This window comes from Fictibacillus sp. UD (genome assembly GCF_043558025.1).
Taxonomy (GTDB): Bacteria; Bacillota; Bacilli; order Bacillales; family Fictibacillaceae; genus Fictibacillus.
In genome coordinates, this window is record NZ_JARUHH010000001.1 from 25,111 (window position 1) to 39,916 (window position 14,806).

At 37.7% G+C, this 14,806-nt stretch carries 19 protein-coding genes and 2 riboswitches; of the genes, 11 read left to right on the forward strand and 8 right to left on the reverse strand.

Annotated elements, in window-relative coordinates:
- Nucleotides 1-26 precede the first annotated feature (26 nt).
- Together P8610_RS00130 and P8610_RS00135 are read left to right on the forward strand one after the other, a co-directional pair.
- Complete coding sequence (locus tag P8610_RS00130) at nucleotides 27-1,670, forward strand: ABC transporter permease (RefSeq protein WP_394602667.1); 1,644 nt, start codon at nucleotides 27-29, stop codon at nucleotides 1,668-1,670.
- Entirely contained in the window at nucleotides 1,670-2,383 is a 714-nt protein-coding gene (locus P8610_RS00135) for an ABC transporter ATP-binding protein (protein ID WP_289494739.1), read from the forward strand. The genes P8610_RS00130 and P8610_RS00135 overlap by 1 nt, the downstream gene beginning before the upstream one ends.
- 98 nt (nucleotides 2,384-2,481) lie before the next feature.
- On the opposite strand, the gene P8610_RS00140 is transcribed toward P8610_RS00135, so the two are convergent.
- The gene (locus P8610_RS00140) at nucleotides 2,482-2,676 is read right to left on the reverse strand and encodes a hypothetical protein (protein ID WP_077359415.1); all 195 of its coding nucleotides are present in this window, start codon (nucleotides 2,674-2,676) and stop codon (nucleotides 2,482-2,484) included.
- Between the two features lie 176 nt (nucleotides 2,677-2,852).
- Nucleotides 2,853-3,021, forward strand: a riboswitch (cyclic di-AMP (ydaO/yuaA leader).
- Between the two features lie 169 nt (nucleotides 3,022-3,190).
- Here P8610_RS00140 and P8610_RS00145 point away from each other — a divergent pair.
- Together P8610_RS00145 and P8610_RS00150 are read left to right on the forward strand one after the other, a co-directional pair.
- Nucleotides 3,191-4,429, forward strand: a complete 1,239-nt coding sequence (locus P8610_RS00145; RefSeq protein ID WP_394602668.1) for a dicarboxylate/amino acid:cation symporter — start codon at nucleotides 3,191-3,193, stop codon at nucleotides 4,427-4,429.
- A 149-nt stretch (nucleotides 4,430-4,578) separates the two neighbouring features.
- Nucleotides 4,579-5,268, forward strand: a complete 690-nt coding sequence (locus P8610_RS00150) for a hypothetical protein (protein ID WP_394602669.1) — start codon at nucleotides 4,579-4,581, stop codon at nucleotides 5,266-5,268.
- On the opposite strand, the gene P8610_RS00155 is transcribed toward P8610_RS00150, so the two are convergent.
- Nucleotides 5,265-5,840: a DNA-3-methyladenine glycosylase gene (locus P8610_RS00155; protein WP_394602670.1), complete on the reverse strand. Its 576-nt coding sequence runs from the start codon at nucleotides 5,838-5,840 to the stop codon at nucleotides 5,265-5,267. The two genes, P8610_RS00150 and P8610_RS00155, sit on opposite strands and share 4 nt — an antisense overlap.
- A gap of 162 nt (nucleotides 5,841-6,002) precedes the next feature.
- On the opposite strand from P8610_RS00155, the gene P8610_RS00160 reads away from it, so the two are divergent.
- From P8610_RS00160 to abbA, 3 genes are all read left to right on the forward strand, one after another.
- Nucleotides 6,003-6,167, forward strand: coding sequence for a hypothetical protein (locus P8610_RS00160; protein WP_156488434.1), 165 nt, complete (start codon nucleotides 6,003-6,005; stop codon nucleotides 6,165-6,167).
- A 119-nt stretch (nucleotides 6,168-6,286) separates the two neighbouring features.
- Entirely contained in the window at nucleotides 6,287-6,475 is a 189-nt protein-coding gene (locus P8610_RS00165) for a Fur-regulated basic protein FbpA (protein WP_394602671.1), read from the forward strand.
- A gap of 117 nt (nucleotides 6,476-6,592) precedes the next feature.
- Nucleotides 6,593-6,676: riboswitch (cyclic di-GMP riboswitch) on the forward strand.
- Nucleotides 6,677-7,000: 324 nt separating this feature from the next.
- The gene (gene abbA, locus P8610_RS00170; RefSeq protein ID WP_394602672.1) at nucleotides 7,001-7,189 is read left to right on the forward strand and encodes an antirepressor AbbA; all 189 of its coding nucleotides are present in this window, start codon (nucleotides 7,001-7,003) and stop codon (nucleotides 7,187-7,189) included.
- A 119-nt stretch (nucleotides 7,190-7,308) separates the two neighbouring features.
- On the opposite strand, the gene P8610_RS00175 is transcribed toward abbA, so the two are convergent.
- Nucleotides 7,309-7,521, reverse strand: a complete 213-nt coding sequence (locus tag P8610_RS00175; protein ID WP_289494745.1) for a hypothetical protein — start codon at nucleotides 7,519-7,521, stop codon at nucleotides 7,309-7,311.
- A 219-nt stretch (nucleotides 7,522-7,740) separates the two neighbouring features.
- Between P8610_RS00175 and P8610_RS00180 the strand changes: the two genes are divergently transcribed.
- The 3 genes from P8610_RS00180 to ytkD all read left to right on the forward strand — a co-directional run bounded on the left by P8610_RS00180 (nucleotide 7,741) and on the right by ytkD (nucleotide 9,361).
- Nucleotides 7,741-8,004, forward strand: a complete 264-nt coding sequence (locus tag P8610_RS00180) for a holin (protein ID WP_394602673.1) — start codon at nucleotides 7,741-7,743, stop codon at nucleotides 8,002-8,004.
- A gap of 227 nt (nucleotides 8,005-8,231) precedes the next feature.
- The gene (locus tag P8610_RS00185) at nucleotides 8,232-8,780 is read left to right on the forward strand and encodes a hypothetical protein (RefSeq protein ID WP_394602674.1); all 549 of its coding nucleotides are present in this window, start codon (nucleotides 8,232-8,234) and stop codon (nucleotides 8,778-8,780) included.
- A 101-nt stretch (nucleotides 8,781-8,881) separates the two neighbouring features.
- Nucleotides 8,882-9,361, forward strand: a complete 480-nt coding sequence (gene ytkD, locus P8610_RS00190; RefSeq protein WP_289494748.1) for an RNA deprotection pyrophosphohydrolase — start codon at nucleotides 8,882-8,884, stop codon at nucleotides 9,359-9,361.
- An 8-nt stretch (nucleotides 9,362-9,369) separates the two neighbouring features.
- Here ytkD and P8610_RS00195 read toward each other — a convergent pair whose 3' ends face one another.
- From P8610_RS00195 to P8610_RS00205, 3 genes are read right to left on the reverse strand one after another with little or no spacing between them, the layout of a single operon-like run.
- On the reverse strand, nucleotides 9,370-10,176 hold the full coding sequence (locus P8610_RS00195; protein ID WP_394602675.1) for an ABC transporter permease: 807 nt from the start codon (nucleotides 10,174-10,176) through the stop codon (nucleotides 9,370-9,372).
- The gene (locus P8610_RS00200) at nucleotides 10,154-10,933 is read right to left on the reverse strand and encodes an ABC transporter ATP-binding protein (protein WP_289494750.1); all 780 of its coding nucleotides are present in this window, start codon (nucleotides 10,931-10,933) and stop codon (nucleotides 10,154-10,156) included. Before P8610_RS00200 ends, P8610_RS00195 begins: the two co-directional genes overlap by 23 nt.
- A gap of 17 nt (nucleotides 10,934-10,950) precedes the next feature.
- A complete protein-coding gene (locus P8610_RS00205; protein ID WP_394603084.1) occupies nucleotides 10,951-11,898 on the reverse strand; it encodes an ABC transporter substrate-binding protein in 948 nt (315 codons plus the stop codon).
- A gap of 162 nt (nucleotides 11,899-12,060) precedes the next feature.
- Here P8610_RS00205 and P8610_RS00210 point away from each other — a divergent pair, with 162 nt between their 5' ends.
- On the forward strand, nucleotides 12,061-12,858 hold the full coding sequence (locus tag P8610_RS00210) for an alpha/beta hydrolase family protein (RefSeq protein ID WP_394602676.1): 798 nt from the start codon (nucleotides 12,061-12,063) through the stop codon (nucleotides 12,856-12,858).
- A 14-nt stretch (nucleotides 12,859-12,872) separates the two neighbouring features.
- Here P8610_RS00210 and P8610_RS00215 read toward each other — a convergent pair whose 3' ends face one another.
- Both P8610_RS00215 and P8610_RS00220 read right to left on the reverse strand, forming a co-directional pair.
- Nucleotides 12,873-13,487: a TetR family transcriptional regulator gene (locus tag P8610_RS00215; protein WP_394602677.1), complete on the reverse strand. Its 615-nt coding sequence runs from the start codon at nucleotides 13,485-13,487 to the stop codon at nucleotides 12,873-12,875.
- A complete protein-coding gene (locus tag P8610_RS00220; RefSeq protein ID WP_394602678.1) occupies nucleotides 13,432-14,724 on the reverse strand; it encodes an MFS transporter in 1,293 nt (430 codons plus the stop codon). The genes P8610_RS00215 and P8610_RS00220 overlap by 56 nt, the downstream gene beginning before the upstream one ends.
- Nucleotides 14,725-14,806 lie beyond the last annotated feature (82 nt).

The window sequence follows — 14,806 nt, forward strand, 5'->3', positions numbered from 1 at the left end:
CCAGATGAGTAAAGAAGAAGGTGAAAATGTTGTATTTGATTCGAAAAATGAGATCGCAATTTAATAGTTGGGCTCTGCTTAGCTTTGTTTTTTCCATTCTAATCATTTTACCGGCTTTGCTCATCATGGTTCAGTTATTCGCGGAGAGTAATGAGAATTGGGAACATATTAAAGAATTTATGCTAAAGAACTATATAATAAATTCGGTAACACTCGTTATCTTTACAGGGCTACTTACTGTAATCATTGGTGTAAGTGCAGCATGGCTTGTGACTGCCTATACTTTTCCGATGCAGCGTTTCTTTAAATGGGGTTTAATTCTCCCTCTTGCCATTCCTCCCTATATCGGAGCGTATACGTATCATGGCATTCTTAATTACACGGGCGTGATCCAAACAAATCTTAGAAACCACTTTAGTATAAAGGTAGATCAAAGGTTCTTTGACATCATGAACATACCAGGAGCAATTTTTATCTTTACTATGTTCCTCTATCCATATGTGTATATCATTACAAGAAGTTTCTTGGAAAACCAGTCTTCTTCTCTAATAGAAAATGCACGGGTTTTAGGCAAAGGTTCATTTCAAACATTTATTCAAGTGGTACTTCCAATTTCTCGAACAGCTATAGTAGGCGGTGTTAGTTTAGTTATCTTAGAAGTATTTAACGATTATGGTGTGGTTAAATATTTTGGTATTCAAACGTTCAGCACAGCGATTTTTCAAGCTTGGTTTGGAATGGGAGATATTCAATCAGCCATTAAATTAGCCGGAACATTGATGGTAATCGTTGTTTTTATCCTAATTGCAGAAAAGTTGATAAGAGGACGAAAACAGTTCAGCTATTCAACTTCGAAAGTACGACCATTGCAGCCGAAGGAATTAAAAGGTTGGAAAAAGTACTCTGTTCTTACCTTATTCCTTGCATTGTTTGCAATAGCCTTTCTTATTCCATTCATCCAGCTTTTACAGTGGGTGTACATGACATACGATGTAATCTTAAGTGAGGTTTTTCTTGATTTAATTTGGAATTCGGTGTTTGTGGCTTCCATAGGTTCAGGGCTAATCATTATTACCGCTCTCATAATCGCTAATTTTAGTCGTCTTTCAAAAGGGTGGGTCAGCAAGTTTTTTTCAAAAATAACGGTTTTGGGATATTCGATACCTGGTGCTGTTATTGCGATAGGTGTACTCACGTTATTTCTTGCACTGGATCAAAAGGTTATTGTCTTATATGAATGGATGGGGCTGGAGCCTACGCTTGTATTAAGCTTAAGCATCAGTATGCTGATCTTTGCCTATGTTGTCCGCTTTTTGGCCGTAGGGTATAACTCTATTGAATCGGGCTTTGATAAAGTGGGGACAGTTTTCACAGATGCCTCCAGGACATTAGGAATGTCTGTTACTAGGACCTTTTTTAAAGTGGATATAAAAATGATAAAAGGTGCGATTGCTGGCGGTTTTATTCTAGTTTTCGTTGATATTTTGAAAGAATTGCCCTTAACGCTCATACTGCAGCCATTTAACTTCTACACGCTGGCTACGAAAACTTTCCAATATGCGAGTGATGAACGAATTCATGAAGCCTCTGTTTCGTCTATGGTGATTATTTGTATAAGTGCACTGTCGATATTCTTTTTACACAAAGTTTTAGAAAAGGAGCCAAAATAATGTTTGTTCAAATCAAAGATTTAGCGTTTAATTATAAAAATTCCCGTAAGCCTCTATTTGAAAACCTTTCTTTAGGGTTTAAACAAGGTGAAGTTACTGTAATATTAGGCCAGAGCGGTAGCGGGAAAAGCACATTGCTTCGTTTAATTGCAGGCTTAGAAATGCCTACAAAGGGATCGATTTTAATTGATCGTGCCGTTATGAACGATTCATTTCGATTTGTACAGCCTGAAAAGCGCGGGGTAGGACTTGTTTTTCAAGATTATGCCCTTTTTCCGCATATGACGGTTGAGAAGAACATTAAGTTTGGCCTTCATAAAATGAGTCGTAAACAGAAGCAATACCGCATGGAGGAGCTTCTGACTATGGTAGGAATGGAAGAGTATGCTTCTCGTTATCCTTACGAATTAAGTGGGGGTCAGCAGCAGCGAGTAGCTTTAGCGAGAGCATTGGCACCAAATCCATCGTTAATTATGTTTGATGAACCTTTTAGTAACTTAGATACTAAACTTCAAGAACAGATTCGTGATGATTTGAAAGAAATCTTAAAACGTACTGGGATTACTTCTATTTTTGTTACACATGACGAAGAAGATGCGCGTGCGATTGGGGACAGGATTGTACTTATGCAGGACGGTAAGATCCAGGAAGCAGGTAGACCAGAGGCAGTATTTAAACAGAATAGAGAAAAGCTTTCGTTAGCTTATGTGTAAATAAAAAAACCGGGGCTATCCCGGTTTTTTGCTACTTCTACAAGATTGTTTAAACGGAAAACAACTACTTCCAAGACAACAAAGCTTACAAAAGGAGCCTATTTTTTAAATTGAGCGTCCAATTTCCCGTTCATGTCGATTAAGAATCCGATTTCTCGGCCTAAAAGTTCTCCAAGTTCTTTTGCTTTCTTTTCACTCTCGTTCTTTATCTGTTCAATCGTTAGCTCGCCTTTTAATTTTGAAGCACCAACGATAATGCTTAAGTCACCTTTTTCATAAAATACAATTTTCATTTACAATACCTCCCTGAAAAATAAAACCTTCTACATATTTCGCTGTTGTCCTCATACTTATGGGGTAGCAGTGAGAATATGGAAAAACATTCATGATGAAACTATTAATTGGAATAAATAAGTATATCGTGTTTTCTTGACAAGTTTTTATGTATGTTGATAAAATTAGAGCATATTCATATGATTCGCTGAATTCTTCACTTCTATTCTAAGAACTGAAGAGAAGAAGCGGGGGAACCACAACATTGGCATTTTGCCTCGGGATGAATTTGTGTAAATACAAAAGGGATAACTCTCAATTCCCTAATCCGACAGCTAACCTCGTAAGCGTTTTTGGAGAGAGAGCTTTAATACATGGGCTAAGTCTATGTGTTGCGGTGTATCCCACGGAAAATCCTCTCTATTTTCGTGGGTTTTTATATGCAGCAAACAAAAATTTAGGCATGTATTAGGACACACTCCTCATACTATAGTAACAATAGTAAGAATTTTCAAACAAAAGGGGGATGCGTTTATGAAATTGTCAACGAAAATTTTGATCGCGCTGGCATTAGGGGTTGTAGCAGGCCTTATTCTTAATTTAGCCTTGCCAGATGCGTTCGCAACACTGGATAAATACGTATTAAAGCCAGTGGGAACATTGTTCTTAAACCTTATTAAAATGCTTGTTGTACCGATTGTTTTCTTTTCAATCGTTTTAGGAACTGCAGGATTGGGTGATCCAAAAAAACTAGGACGTATCGGTGCAAAAACAATCGGTTTCTTCTTAGCTACTACAACAATCGCCATCATTATTGCTATGAGTTTAGCACTTATTTTTAAACCAGGCGTAGGTGACTTTAAAACTGAAGGAGCTAAATTTGAAGCACAAGAAGCTCCAGCTGTTACAGATACGTTATTAGGAATTATTCCTACCAATCCTGTTCAGGCTATGGCTGACGGAAACATGCTTCAAATCATCGCTTTCTCAGTATTTGTTGGTTTCGCTTTAACGATGCTTGGAAGCAAAACAAAAGGAATTATGGATTTAATTGAACAAGGTAACGATATCATGATGTACCTTGTAAATGTAGTAATGAAGTTTGCTCCATACGGGGCTTTTGCTCTAATCGCTTCGGCAATCGGAAGCCAAGGTATGGATGCAATTAAAGCGATGGGACTCTATATGACAATCGTAATTGCCGCATTAGCAATACATTCAATCGTCACATACGGTGGCTCTGTTGCATTGTTAGGTAAAATGAACCCTGTTACGTTCTTTAAAGGCTTTGCGCCTGCAATGTCAGTAGCATTCAGTACATCAAGTTCAAATGCTACACTTCCGATCTCCATGAAAACAGCCCAAGAAAACCTTGGTGTCCGCAAATCTGTAAGTGGATTTGTACAGCCGTTAGGCGCTACGATTAACATGGATGGAACAGCGATTATGCAAGGGGTAGCGACGATCTTTATCGCACAAGTATATGATGTAAACTTAAGTATTGGTGCGATGCTTACTGTTATCCTTACAGCTGTTCTTGCTAGTATTGGTACAGCAGGGGTACCTGGAGTAGGACTCATCATGCTAGCGATGGTACTAAACTCAGTTGGATTACCAGTTGAAGGTATCGCTCTGATCCTTGGTGTTGACCGACTTCTTGATATGTTAAGAACGGCTGTTAACATCACGGGAGATGCTGCTTGTGCAGTTATCGTCGACAAGGGTGAAGACAAACATCTTGGTGCTCGTGATCAAGAAGTTAGCGCATCATAATTGATTAATTAAGCTGCAGAGATTTTTCTCTGCAGCTTTTTTATATGCCGATTTCCCTAGTTTAGTAATTATGAGTAAATAAATGTAAGCAAGGATAAAAAAACATGTTAAAATGGATAGATACATAATGAAATTTCGGAGTGATTTTCTTGGAAAAATGGGTCGAGATATTAATGCTTACTGGTAAGATCATATGGGTACAGATTCAGACTGTTATCAATCCTCTTATCGAATTAATTGAAAGTGGGACGAATAACTTTTGGTTTGTATTTGCGTTCACTATCGTCGCAGGAGCTGCGCTTTTAAGCCTTATTATTAATGGAATCACCTTTTATCAGGCTCATAATTTTATCCATCGAAAAATGGTTATTGAATCATCTCAAGATATTGAATTTACTTTATTCTTAAAAACGCTTTGGCAGAGTAGCCGATCTAAAGGTTTGTTAGCTAACGCAAAGTCAGCCAAAAGCCGATACCTTCAATTCAATACACAGGAACGTCTTTTTGTTCAAACCTATCTGCAGCAGCGTTTGAAATTTTTACGTATAAACCAGCCTTTGTTTATATTGGCGGCCGTATTTATTGGTTTAATCTCAAGTATTGCTGTTAACGTACTGCCCATTGAGGCTGTAGCGTTCACTGCTGAAAATGTGTTAAAAACAACTTTGTTTGTACTTGTTTGGCTGTTCATTATGCAAACTAAATATGTATCAGTTAAGAAACAGACATACTATCACCTAGCTTGGATGCAAGAAACGAACAGAGCAGTAAACGAGGATTACATACAGGATGAAGGTGCTGAATTGTCGATAGAAAAAGAAAACAACCCTGCGTATTAACGTGATACGTAAGGGTTGTTTTTTATCCAAAATCGATAAGGATAATGGACCGCTTCTTCTGCATATTGAATACCAATTCGTGGACCTGCTGCGATTTGTCGTTCTTCTACTTCAAATCCTTCTTCAATTCTTATATTGCTTTCATTTATTTTCTTTCCGTTATCAGATAGAGTAAAATTCATACTTTTGGAAAGCTTGCCAGGTCCGTTTGTCAGCTGAAAATCATTCTTTATCTTTGATCTTCTTTCCCTCATTTTTTCCATCCCCTTCACTGGCTGAAGCGCTCTTATTAATACTGCTTCAGGCTTATTAAATGGTCCTGATACAATGTTAAAGCAAACGTGCATCCCGTAAATAAAATAGGTATAAATCGTCCCTGCCTCATGAAACATGACTTCTGTTCTCGGTGTTCTTCGATTTCCATATGAGTGAGCTGCCCGATCTTCTGGGCCTAAATATGCTTCAGTTTCAACAATATATCCTGAAACCAAACCATCTTTACTCTCATAAATAAGCTCCATACCTAAAAGTTTTTTTGCAAGATCAAGTGTAGGTAAACAAAATAAGTCCATTTTAATCTCCTAATATGTATGACTTTTGCTTTATGTAAGTACAATAACAATAGGATTGTAGTATTATGTTTCCTTTTGTCGAAGTTTTACAAACGTTAAAAAAAGGAAATAAGGCATGTAACAAGAAGTTTTTATAAAGCAAATAAATAGGAGGCGTTTAATGTGGATGATTGGGTAAATCAAACAGGGATCTATGAGAATCTCTCCAAACGACGCTGGGAATATTGGGAAGTTAGTCAACAAGGCATTAAAACGATGGTTTCCTGGTTGTGCTGGAATGCGCCTAATTCTGTTTATGAACAGTGGAGTAAATCTGTCTTGCATTAAACGCAGTTCTCGTTAGAAGTTCCTTTTCTTTAAAGGGACTTTTTTATTTGTATATAAGGCTTGAATCTTCTTTTAAGTGGTTAAAATGATTAACAGCTAACAAAAAGGAGAAGATTTACATGAATCATAATAAAGGTCAGCTTCGCAGAGCCGTTGAAGGTCGTAAACAGCGATTAATTCAGCATCTGATTCATAAAGGAATGTATGGATATGAGGATCACAGACACTTAACCGAGTTCACACTAAGTGAACTAGAGTTGGAATGGAAAAATGCTCAATTTATTGATCAAGAAAACCATATTAGCTGATTTTTTTAAATAGTAAAAAAATAAACACTTTGAAAGTGCGTTTCTGGTATAATATCCCTATGAGTGGGAAAAATGTCTTGTCTTTACGACAAAATACGAGATGATCTGCCATGAATCGTTTGATAAAGGCAAACTCGCTGAAAAGTGAGGACGCAAAGCTATAGGGGCTTCATTCTAGAAATATGCCAGCCAGCTACCTTACGAGATTTATCCTTCGGTTTATGAAATCTGATATTAGGGGGATATCAATGGATAATCACTTGCTATACATTTCATGGTCTGCCATTGGTTTTTATTTAGCTATCATTTTTTGTATTTGCCTATTATTATTTTTTACTGGAAATATGCTAAAAAAAGATTCTCGGATCCTAGATATTTTTACAAATATACTTATCATAATAGGGGCAATCGCTTGGGTTGTCATAACAAGTTAGCCAGGTGAAATTAAAATTTCCAAATTTTTAGTAAGGATACGCATGATAGCCTCACGTTATAATGATTGCATATAGGAGAGGGGGCTTATCAATGAATGCAAAAATAAAAATGAACCTTACGGACGAGGATAAAGAACTATTAGTGGAGACATTGCTTAGTCAGGGATATGCTTATGAGGTTGTAGACTCAGAATTGAAAGACTTGGAATATGAGTTAAAGCCAGGATACGAAACAAAAGTACGGAAATTGAACGGTCTGTTAAAAAAATTACATAATTAACAACTCTTAATCGATAAAACACGATCAGAGGTAACGGATAAAGTTTTATCAATCAGTCCGCCTAAAAAACAATAAAAATAAGCAAAAGGCCCTTCTAAAAGGTCTTTTGCTTTTTTATTTTAAGTATCTAGTAATCCTTTTCTTCTGGCTTCCATGCGCCATTCCGCTTCTTTAACGACTCTTCTAGGAAGCTTCCCTCTGTTTTTTAAAAATGACCAGTATGTTAAGTATTGTTTAGGTCTAGATACTGGTGAGACATTCCTCGCATACTCCCACCAAGAGATTTCGTTTGCTTCTAAGCGTATTAAAAAAAGATCGTCGCCTTTTACCATAAAACTCACTCCTGTCTTGCCTTTCGTTACCAATTAGTATGGACTCATTTCAATAAAATAATCGAAAAAAAACATGACACCTTATTTTTATGCATGCTGTTCCATTCTGTTTAGGACAAAAAGTAATTTTTTAGTCAGGCAGGAAATAAGTTATGAAGCTTGAATCTTTTAGATACATAAAAGGAAGGTTGTGCTAGAACATAGGGAGGGGTGGTCCTGTTGGAGCAAGTACTCATGTTTTCATCACTTTTAGCTCCTTTGGTGACAGCGATGATGGAGCTCTTAAAACGTACTTTCCCGATTCAGAAAAAATATATACCGATTTGCAGTTTTTTTATAGGGTTATTTATCGGTTTACTAGCTTCCCCTTTTACTAATATGAATGCAGAACTTAGGCTGTGGTCTGGAGGAATAGCAGGCTTGGCAGCAACTGGATTGTATGAAATCGGCAAGAAAAGCAAAAAATCAAAAAGAACCTGTTAGATTTATAAAATTCATGTGTGCTTTTAGGCTTTCAAAAAGCTTTTTACTAAAGGATTGTATCTTTTGAATCTTTTTTATTCACTTCATTTGCAAGTTGATTGGAGCGGAAATCAACCGCTTTCAAGAGCAACAAAGCTTACGAAAACCGCTTTTTATAAAAAAGGTTTAAAAATAAGAATACAGTGAATAGATTATAGTAAGAAAACAATGTCAGGCGGTGAATTATCATGAAAGCTTTTATAGCACTTTGTTTTGCTGTTTTGCTATCATTCGTAATTGTCCCTAACATTTCAGAGAACGTACAAGAGAAATCCGGTGCTCCGGATGAAATAATTAACCAACCTGTTAAGGCTGAGGAAAACAACGAAAGTAGTAATGATCAACAGATTCCAGCCTTTACGGAGGATCTTGCGAAGAAAAGAGCAAGTCTCTTTATTGAAGCTCTAAAACAAGAAACAGATGAAAACTATAGAGTTATAAATTATTCCACAAAAGAGGAATATATGACATACCTTATAAATTTTGTGTCAAAAGATATAGCTGCTTATTATACAGACGGATTATTTGAAGAGAGAGAAAGTTCATTGTACATTATTCCGACAGAGCTTCCGCCATGGCTGGAGGAAAATGAACCTGTTAACATAAAACAGCTTTCTGATACTTCTTATCGGGTCTATCAGAAGAATACCTCTGATCTCTATGGTACATATGAGATAACGTTAGGTTATGAATATTTGGATGGAAATTGGATTATTACATTTGCATCTGTTGAATAAACATGGGGTTTCCCTTCCCATGTTTTTTCACGATTAAAACAAATGGACTTTAAATGTTGTGAACTTTACAATAAAGGAAACAGTCGAGATGGAGTAGTGTGATGGATATTATTACGTTTAAAGATTTTTATAACAACACTGTACAATTGTCGTTTTCAGACCACCCCTTTTCGGAAACACCTAAACACGTGTGGTGTTTGTGTAAGTTTAAAGATCAATGGTTGTTAACAGAGCATCCAAGGCGTGGTATTGAGTTTCCAGGTGGAAAAGTAGAACCGGGCGAGACCGCAGATGAAGCCGCGGTTCGTGAAGTGTTTGAAGAAACCGGTGGAAGAGTTTCAGAGCTTAAATATATTGGTCAATATTACGTGGATGGAAAAGGCGGAAAGATTATTAAGAATATATATGTTGCAACAGTAGATAAAATCCTACTAAAAAACCGGTATTTCGAAACGAACGGGCCTGTGTTAATGAGCGAGCTGCCTGAAGATGTATCTACGAATAAATCGTTTAGTTTTATGATGAAAGACCAGGTTTTGAGTGAGAGCATGAAATATGCACTCAAACATTCCCTGGCCTGATTTCTTAATTATGAGCGATGCTTAATAAGTCTTCGTTCTAACAATTCTACTCCTTGATACATAACTGTTGCCATTACAGCAATTATGAGAAGACTCATTAGGACAAGGGTAAAATTAAAGACTTGGAATCCATAGATAATCATATACCCTAATCCTTGTTTTGAAACGAGAAACTCACCAACAATTACCCCTACCCATGATAACCCAACATTTACTTTTAAAGATGATATGATATTCGGAAAACAGGCTGGAAGGATAACCTCCTTAAAGCACTGTTTTTTATTTCCTCCAAAAGATCGAATTACTTTAATGTAATTAGCATCAACATTTTGAAATGCCGTGTATACAACGAGTGTTGTGATAATAATCGAAATGAGAATTCCCATTGCGATAATTGACCCGAAGTTCGGACCGATCGCAACGATTAATATTGGTCCTAATGCAACTTTCGGCATAGCGTTCAACACCACGAGATAAGGATCCAGTACCTTTGATAAAAATGGTGACCACCAAAGTAAAGCTGCAAGCAATGTGCCTAACAAAGTTCCTAGAATAAATCCTAATACGGTTTCACCAAGGGTGAAAAAAACGTGAATATATAACGAACCATCGCTTGCTTTTTCAAGAAATAGAGCCCATATTTTTGTAGGTGAACTGAACAATAAAGGATTAATCCATCCTTTAAATGAAAAGATTTCCCATATTAGAAAAAAGCTAATGAACATGAGCAGCTGAACAAATCGGATGTTTCTTTTCTCTTTTTTTAAAGATTGGAGATATTCTCTGTGTTTTTCATTCTTTATCGTTTTGTTCAATGTGCTCCAACTCCTCCCATATTTGCTGAAAGGTTGCAGAAAAGTCTGGATGCTGTCGTGCTTCAAAGGGCAGGAGAGTTCTTAATGTGTCTGGGATTTTAAATGTCCGGAAGATTCGTCCTGGATTGCTTGATAACAAGATAACTGTGTCGCTCATTGCAATCGCTTCGCCTATGTCATGCGTTACAAGAATAGCCGTTTTACCGTGTTCTTTTAGAGTGGAAGATACAAGATCTTCGAGCTTTAGCTTCGTTTGATAGTCAAGTGCGGAAAAAGGTTCATCAAGTAAAAGCAGCTTAGGCTGGGTGGCTAATGTTCGAACGAGCGCCACCCTCTGCCTCATCCCACCAGAAAGCTCCGAAGGATATTTGCTTCTTGTATGGTCTAAGCCAATTTCTTTTAATAATGTGAATGCTGCTTGAATGTGTTCGAAAGAATATTGATTCCTCAGTTTTAAACCAAGCGTAATATTATCCTCGATGGTTTTCCACGGAAACAAGTAATCTTGTTGCAGCATATAGCCTATTTTTGGATGTGGTTGAGTAATCTGCTGGTTGTTTACCATGACAGAACCCACAGTCGGAAGCAACAAGCCTGCAATAATGGATAGAAGTGTGGATTTACCGCACCCGCTTGGTCCAAGTATGGAAATGAACTCACCCTCACTGACAGAAAGCGTTATATCTTCCAAGGCCGTTGTGGCAGAGGTCTTAGAAAAGTAGGTTTGACCGACTGATTTTAGTTGTAAAAAAGCCACGACGATCCCTCCTGAACTTATTTAATGGCTTCTTTTGCTAATGAAGTGTCTACGAGAACTTTATAATCCACTTTTTTCGGTAGCTCTCCAGCTTCATCCATAATCGTCTGAAGATTAATCCATTCTTCTTCATCTAAAATAGGATTGAGCGCAAAGCTGTGCTGACTCTTATAGCGGTCAACAACTGTTTCGATTAGTTCAACAGGGGTATCTTCAAAATAAGGTGCGATCACTTTAGCGATTTCTTCAGCAGAATGGTTTTCAACCCAGAGTTGTGCTTTATATAAACCTTTTGTAAACTTCTCTAAAGTTTCTTTGTTTTCTTTCATGTAACTTTCTTTTGCCATAAAGGTTGTATAAGGAATCTTACCTGATTCGGCTCCGAACGATGCCACGATGTGTCCGATTCCTTCTTGTTCAAAAAGACTTGCTTGAGGCTCGAATAGCTGAACATAATCACCTGTGCCTGATGCGAAAGCGTTAGCGATATTAGCAAAATCAATATTCTGAATCATCGTTAAGTCATTTTTGGGATCAATGCCATGCTTCTTAAGGCCAAATTCCCCAGCCATTTGCGGCATACCACCTTTACGCTGTCCTAAGAACGTACTGCCTTTTAACTGATCCCATGAAAAGAATTCTGGTTTTTTACGGGCCACTAAAAACGTACCGTCTGTTTGCGTTAGCTGTGCAAAATTGATAACGGGATCTGTAGAATCTTGAGCATGTACGTAGATCGTTGTTTCAGAACCAACAAGTGCAACATCTGCACCATCTGACAATAACGCAGTCATCGTTTTGTCGCCGCCCCAAGTGGTTGTTAGCTCTACATCCAAACCTTCATCTTTAAAAAATCCCTTTTCAATTGCAACATATTGAGGGGCATAAAAGATAGAGCGGGTTACTTCTGCAATTCGTACTTTTTCTTGTTTAGGGCTTGAGTTGTTGCACCCTGTTAAGAGCATGGAGAAGGCTAGTAAACATGTGAACAGTATGCTTAATTTTCTTTTAATCAGTTTCATATTTGATCCTCCTGCAAATAGGGATGAAGTCATGACTTTTATGTAATAATGTATGTGATTGCTGTAAATGTGTGTTTGCCTACTAAAACTTCAAGGAGTGTTGGAATGAAAAAAGCAAAAATTATAGAGTGGCAGCGATTTCCTTCCCCACATCCTACAATTCGGCTGTATGTTGTCACTTATTTAAATGATGGATTAAAAATTAAAGGGCTGGCAGCATTGCCAGAAGGGAAAGGGCCTTTTCCGGGGTTTCTATACCTTCGAGGCGGAATTAAATCGGTAGGGATGGTAAGGATTGCACGTATCATTCAGTTTGCTTCTCAAGGTTTTATTGTAATGGCACCTTATTATCGAGGGAACCAAGGCGGAGAGGGGAATGAGGATTTTGCTGGAGAAGACCGTACAGATGCTTTTGCTGCATTTGAAGTATTAAAACAGTTTCCGAAAGTTGATGAAAATAACATTCATGTGTTTGGTTTTTCTAGAGGAGGACCGATGGCTCTTTTTACGGCTATAAAGTTTCCTGAGATTCGCTCTGTAGTAACGTGGGGCGGTGTGACGGATATGGCTATCACGTATGAAGAGAGAGAAGATTTACGAAGAATGATGAAGCGGGTTATTGGAGGAACACCAGAAAAATATCCGGAAGAATTTGAATGGAGATCACCGCTCTATTATATAGGGGAACTAGAGGCACCATTGCTTTGTATTCATGGGATGAAAGATGAAAACGTAAGTGTGGAGCATACACGTAAAATTGAAAAAAGGTTAAAAGAGCTGGGGAAGCCATGTGAAACCTGGATCTACCCCGAATACACGCACTACTTCCCGCCGAAAGAAAACCGGAAAATTACATACGCCTTATGCGAATGGATGAAGGAACATGGAACAGGAGCTGAATGAGAATCAGCTCCTGTTTATTTTTGTTTAACGCCTAGCATGTAAGAAATCTGGGATAAGAAGAGGTCAATTTGCTGGTTGTAATCAATATCTTGTTTTGAAACAAATACGGTTGAAATATGAATGCCGTCGTTAAACGTTATATAATATCTTGCGATTGCTTCTAGCGGATACTTTGGCTGGAACTCTCCTTTTTCTACCCCTTGCTGAAACAGCCAAACAAATTGATCAATCGCATATTTGTAACGATTTTTAAAATAAGCAGCTTTTTCTGGTACTCTTCGATTGATCAGAAAGAATTCAATTTGCACAGCAGTAATCGAATCTTGTTTGTCCTCAATCTCCTTATAGCTCTCAAATTCGTTTAAAAGAGATTGCCAGATCGAATCGGTATCAGCTAGTTGTTTAATCCCGCTACTAAACGATTCATTCATGGACTGCAAGACGGATTCAAACAAATCTTCCTTATTGGAAAAATAAGAATACACGCCACCTCTGCTCAAATCAACAGCATCGATTACATCTTGCATAACAAAAGCTTCGTATCCTTTTTTAGCAAATATCTCTTTAGCCGCATTAAGAATGCTGAGCCTCCGCTGCTCTTTGTGACTCTTTGTTACTTTCGGTGACATATTTTGTTTTTTCCTTTCCGAATGGTTTTCTTAAGAAAAAGGCTATCACACTTATGAGGCATAATCCACTAGCTGCTGCCAGGAACAGAGGCACGACGCCTAAATAGTTTCCTAGAATTCCACCTGCGAGAGGTCCTGTCAAACTTGAAAACATCATGATGCTGCCGATTGTGCCAAGTGTTCGTCCGCTCATTTCAGAAGGAGTTTCCTTCATAACGGTTGACTGAAATGGAATAAATACGAATCCTGCTCCCAATGAGCCGATGCAGGCCAAGATAGACGCCCATACAAAGGGGAATGGTAGTTGGATATACGTAAGTAAAGCGATGCTTCCGAAACCTGCTCCTAATATGAAACAACCGCCTATCATACTGTTCACTACTTTTTTTACCTCGATCTTGCTTAGTAAAAGACCCGAAATAATAAACCCAGCACCTGAAGCTGCCATAACTGTTCCAATCAGGCTTGAGGAAACTTCTTTAAGTTCTCTAAATAAAACCACAAACTGTGAGTCTGCCATCTGCAGCACAAACATCATCACGGCCATTAATATTGTTCCGTAAAAAATGAAAGGAACAGATCTTATAAACAAAAAACCATCTTTCAATTCTTCTGTAAAACTTTGTGAAGCTTTATTTTCTGTCGATGAAGTGAGGAGTTTGGAATGATTGACTGGGACTTTAAATAATAGAAGAGCAGATAGAAAGAATGATAACGAGTCAATGACAAAGATGATTTTGATATCCCAGAGCAGAAGAAGAAATCCGCTTAATGCAGGACCGATGATTTTTGTGCCATTTTCAATCAATGAGCTTATAGATGCCGCTTGCTGCATATGCCGATTTGGTACGATTTCCTTAAGTTTTCCGTTTTTTGCGGGATTAAATATAGAAGAACATACCCCAAGTAAGAATAATAACGTATAGATGTGCCATAATTGATCTGCAAAAATCAAGCCCATTATGACAAATCCTCTTGCGATATCAGATGCGATCATGACGTATTTTCTTTCTAAACGATCAGCAAAAACTCCAGAGATCGGTCCTAATAATGTCATAGGAATAGCGAGGGACAAAACAATCAAAGAAATTTCAAGTGGTGTTGCATTCCATTTTAGCCCTACAAGAGTAAAAATGGCCAGGATAGAGAGCCAGTCGCCAAGGTTCGAAATGAACTGTGCAGAAATTAAAAAACGATACGGTTTGTTTTGAAGCAGTTTTTCTGAAGATTGTTCCAATTCATCAGCCCCTAAAATATAATTGACATCCATGTCACTATTATAATCGACACCGATGTCATTTTACAATAAAAAGTTTCCA